4 protein-coding genes are annotated in these 4,506 nt (G+C 62.2%); 1 reads left to right on the forward strand and 3 read right to left on the reverse strand.

The annotated features are described in order from the left end of the window. On the forward strand, positions 1-893 hold an 893-nt coding region (locus VGY55_15645; protein HEV2971408.1), incomplete at its 5' end, for a serine hydrolase. Positions 894-933: 40 nt separating this feature from the next. On the opposite strand, the gene VGY55_15650 is transcribed toward VGY55_15645, so the two are convergent. The 3 genes from VGY55_15650 to VGY55_15660 all read right to left on the reverse strand — a co-directional run. After that, entirely contained in the window at positions 934-1,602 is a 669-nt protein-coding gene (locus VGY55_15650; protein ID HEV2971409.1) for a class I SAM-dependent methyltransferase, read from the reverse strand. Between the two features lie 146 nt (positions 1,603-1,748). Continuing rightward, the gene (locus VGY55_15655) at positions 1,749-2,645 is read right to left on the reverse strand and encodes an aldo/keto reductase (protein ID HEV2971410.1); all 897 of its coding nucleotides are present in this window, start codon (positions 2,643-2,645) and stop codon (positions 1,749-1,751) included. A 118-nt stretch (positions 2,646-2,763) separates the two neighbouring features. Further along, on the reverse strand, positions 2,764-4,506 hold a 1,743-nt coding region (locus tag VGY55_15660), incomplete at its 5' end, for an amylo-alpha-1,6-glucosidase (protein ID HEV2971411.1).

Genomic DNA, 4,506 nt, shown 5'->3' on the forward strand with positions numbered 1-4,506 from the left:
ACAAACCGGCGATTCGGCCTGGTGAGAAGCAGCAATACTCGAACTTTGGCGCGTCGGTTCTGGGCTACCTGGTTGGGCAGAAGGCTGGCAAGTCCTATCAACAGTTGCTGCGGGAGCGAATCGCGAATCCACTGCAAATGACCGATTGCACGGTGGACCTCAGCGAAGATCAAAAGAAGCGGCTCGCCACGCCGCATGCCAAGTTCGGCTCAGCCACACCGCCCTGGACGTTTGCCGATCTGCCGGGCGCCGGCGGCATTCACGCGACGATGCGCGACATGCTGCGCTTCGCACAGGCTCAATTGACTCCGCCCACCGGGAAACTGGGCGAGGCAATCGACTTGGCTTGGAAACAACAGCGCGACGCGGACGCTTCGGGTCCGGCAATGGGACTGAACTGGATGATTGCCGGCGATGGTCAGACTCGTTGGCACAACGGTCAGACCGGTGGATCGCATTCGGCAATCTTCATCAATCGTGAGTTTCACTGCGCGGTCGTTGTGTTGTGCAACACGGCCGTAACCAACGGGCTCGATCAACTGGCGATCAAGTTGGTAAGGAAAGCGGCAGGCGGGGACTCAAAGCCGGAATCAAAGGAGATGGCCGACCATGCGCCGGGCGATCTCGCCGTTGATGCGAAACTTCGGCACCGGTTGGAGGGTCGGTATCAATTGAACCCGAGCTTTATATTCACTGTTAGCGATCGCGATGGGCACCTGATGGTCAGTATTACGAATCAACCCACTCAAGAGGTCTTTCCGGATTCTCCCACGCGCTGGTCCTACCATGGCGTCGACGCCACCCTGGAATTCAAACTGAAGAAAACGGGTCCCGCCACAAGCCTGGTGCTCCATCAAAACGGCATTGAGCAGACCGCTCGCCGGATTAAGTGAGCCGTCAACCTGTCCGCGCCAGGCCGGGGTGAGGGCAATTTCACTTGGTGAGCATAATCTCGACGCCGACGAGCGAGTCTTGAATCTCGCCACCCTGAAAAGGGCTCTCGGCGATCATCTGTCGAAATTGGCCCCTCGTATACGCCCGCTTGATCAGCATGAAGCGAAAAGTCTGCCGAACGACGAATGAGTTGAGCACTCCCAATTTCAAATTCTGGACTTCCTGCCGGATCGCGTCAGGCGTCACATCGCGACGCAGGTCGATAATCTGCGCGCGGCCGCCCGGCTTGAGAACGCGGTGCATTTCGCGAAGGGAGCTCTCCGGATCGGAGAAATTCTTGAACGCGGCGCGACAGAGCAGGTAATCGAAGCTGTCGGCAGGGAAGGGCATCGCGGCCGCGTTTCCCTGCTGAAAATCGACGTCGACTGCGGCCTCGATCGCATTGCGTCGCGCGATCTCGACAAAGGTGTGGCTGATGTCGAGTCCTGTCACGTGGCGGCCACCGAGCCTGGCCAACTCGATCGCGAAATAGCCTGGCCCGGGCGCCACCTCCAGCACGCTGCCTCCGGGCGCAACGGCGGCCGCAACTCGTTGAGCAATCGCCTGAAACTCCGGCAGCGACGGTCGGGTAATGCGCGCGTACCAACGGGCGATGGGGCCTTCCATGCCCATCCCGCGGTAGCCTTTTTCCGTTGTCGTCGTGGCCATGTCGGATTCCGAGCGCGAAGCGATTGCCGCCCATCGGTCGCTTTGGATGATCGGCCCGCTCAACGTTATTCGCTGTCACGCACCGGTTATTGGGGCATGCAAGAGTTTTCCGACTTTGGCTGCGCCCGAGCGTGTTTCAGCCGCGATCAGGTCTGCCCGATCCAGGATTTGTCGGCGACTTCTTTCCAGCGGGCGCGGATCGCCTCGAACTGTTCGGGCGGCAGCGGCCCGGCCTTGAGCAGCTCGACGTTTTCACGCCAGCGAGTCGGATTCTTGGTGCCGACGATGGCCGTGTGCACGCCCGGAACGCTCAGCGCGAACCGTAGCGCGATCGAGGCTGCCTGCTGGGGGTCGCCCTTCAAGAAGTCGTAGTCGAGTTTTTGGAGCCGTTCCCAATACGCCTGGTGATACCAATTGCTCGGCTTCTGGGAATAGCGCCAGGCGGCATTGGCGATCGGTCGCTTGGCAATTAGTCCCATGCCGCGCTCCCGCGCCAGCGGAAGCGTCAGCTCGATCGCTTCCTGGTCGGCAATGCTGACCGACGTTTGCAGCGAATCGAACGCGCCGCACTCGATCGCATAACGGGCGGCCGAACTGTCCCCGCTGTAGCCGATGTAACGCGTGTAACCGCGCTCGCGGGCCTCCTGCAGTGCGGCAATGACTTCGCCCTTGCGCAGTTCTTGTTCGGAGCACGTGTGAAGATGGATCAGGTCGACCCGGTCGGTCTTCAGTCGCAGGAGGCTGCGTGCGATGCTGTCGAGCAGCGATTCTTTGCGCCAATCCTCGACGCCCGGCCGCTCGGGATGGCCGCACTTAGTGAATAGGAAGTACTGCTTGCGACGATTGCTGACCGCCTGCCCGATCAGTTCCTCGCTGGCCAGATAGCACTCGGCCGTATCGATGACATTCAGGCCGGCGCCCAACGCGGTTGTTAACAGCATCGTGACGTCTTCCGGCGGAGCCTGCTCGAACCCGATCTCGGCGCCGCCAAAACCGAGAACGCTCAGCCGCATGTCCGTCTTACCGAATTGCCGAGTTTCCATGTCGCTTCCTCAACGAGAGTGTTCAGAGTGAGGCGGTTTTTCCGCGGCGCATCTCGTCCGGCGTCGTCCGAGTTCACTCGTGCAAATCACGTACCTCCGGATTCGTGCGTGGCGCCGCTCAGCGCATCGTCGGGCCGTCGAGTAAGGATTTGGCACGAATCAACTCCCCCAAAGACCACGCTTGGAATGGGCATCCGCGCGGTGTGTGGGGCGGATCGCCGTCAGCGATTTCGGGAAGATGCCTCAGTCCCGCGCTATCCAGACGATCGAGCAATGGCTGCAAGAACCTGGCCCTGGCTTCGGTGCGGACCTGGGGCGAGTCGCCGCGCACGCGCACCCAGGCTTCGATGAAAGGACCGGCCAGCCACGGCCAAACAGTTCCCTGGTGATAAGCCGCATCCCGTTCCCTAACGCCGCCGACGTAGTGCGGCGCATAAGCGGGATCAGCCGGGTCGAGCGTGCGCAGGCCGAGCGGCGTCCACAAGCGTTCTTCCACCAGGTCGACGACGCGGCGCGCCCGTTTGACATCCAGCAAATTCTCCGGCAATCCGCCGACGGCGAAGATCTGATTCGGCCGGATCGTGGCATCGACCTGGCCGGAGTGATGGTCGACATCGACGACGTCGTACAAGCAACCGAGCGACTCATTCCAAAGGCGGTTTTGAAACGATTTCAACCCGCGCGCGTAGACGCCGCTCCACTGACCGTCGGATTCTGCGCCGATCTTGAGCGCCGCGAGCCACAGTGCCTCGACCTCGACCGGCTTGCCGATCCGCGGCGTGACGACCCAGTCGCCGATTCTGGCGTCCATCCACGTCAATTGCTCACCGGGGACGCCGGCGCACAACAGGCCGTCGGCGTCACAACGAATCCCGTAGCGGGTGCCCCGAAAGTACCCCGTCAAGATCGCCTGCACGGCCCCGCGCAGTTCTTGGACGAGCGCCGGGGGAGCAGGGGGGCTGCCGGTCTGGCTCCGTTTAAGAAAATCGCCGACGGCGACAACGTACCACAGCGATGCGTCGACCGAATTATATTCGGGCGCGCCGCCTTGATCGGGGAACCGATTGGGCAGCATGCCCTCGGAGATTGTGCCGGCCCACGCGGCGAGAATCTCCGCCGCCTCGTTCATTCTGCCCACGGCCAGGCACAAGCCGCGCAGGGCGATAAACGTGTCCCGGCCCCAGTCGGCGAACCAAGGATAGCCGGCGATGATCGTGAGGCTGTTGCTTGTACGACCGTCAGCCGATGCGGCGCAGTCGCGGCGCACGAGATACGCATCGGCCGATCGTGCGAGCCGACTCGCAAACTTGCCGCGGCGCGTTCGCTCGCGTTTGGCAAGCGTCCGGGCGATCTCGGCCGCACTGCCGCCCAGCTGGGTTAACGCTGGGACAGACGGCTGTGCCGCGAAGATCAGCACGCCGGGCTGGCGCAGATCGATCGAGAATGTGCCCGGCGAGCCCAAATCTTCGACGCAGTCGAGCCCGCGCTCCCGTTCTTGGGTGTAGAGGAAGTTGCGGTACCAAAAAGGTTCGGCCCGATAGGCTCCGTTCGAGAGGGCCGTGACTGCCGGCATCGCCTCGTAGGGTTTCCAAGTCACTCCGAGCGGCTGAGGCTGTGCCTCGAAACGAAAGGCTTGGTTTTCGTGGTGCGAGCCGTGGTAATCGCGGCCCGATAGAAAGGGGCGAATGACGAGATTCGCGGCGCTCTGTGAGCGGGTCGGCTTGCCTCCGACGAGCGTCCAGATCAGTACACACGCGGAGATTTCGTGCGGCACGAATAACTCCTGCGTGATGGTGACTCCCGGCGCCAACTCCCAGACCCAGCAGGGCCAAGGATCATCGGTAAACGATCGCAGACGCTC

It is taken from the genome of Pirellulales bacterium (assembly GCA_035939775.1).
In the GTDB taxonomy this organism is placed as follows: domain Bacteria; phylum Planctomycetota; class Planctomycetia; order Pirellulales; family DATAWG01; genus DASZFO01.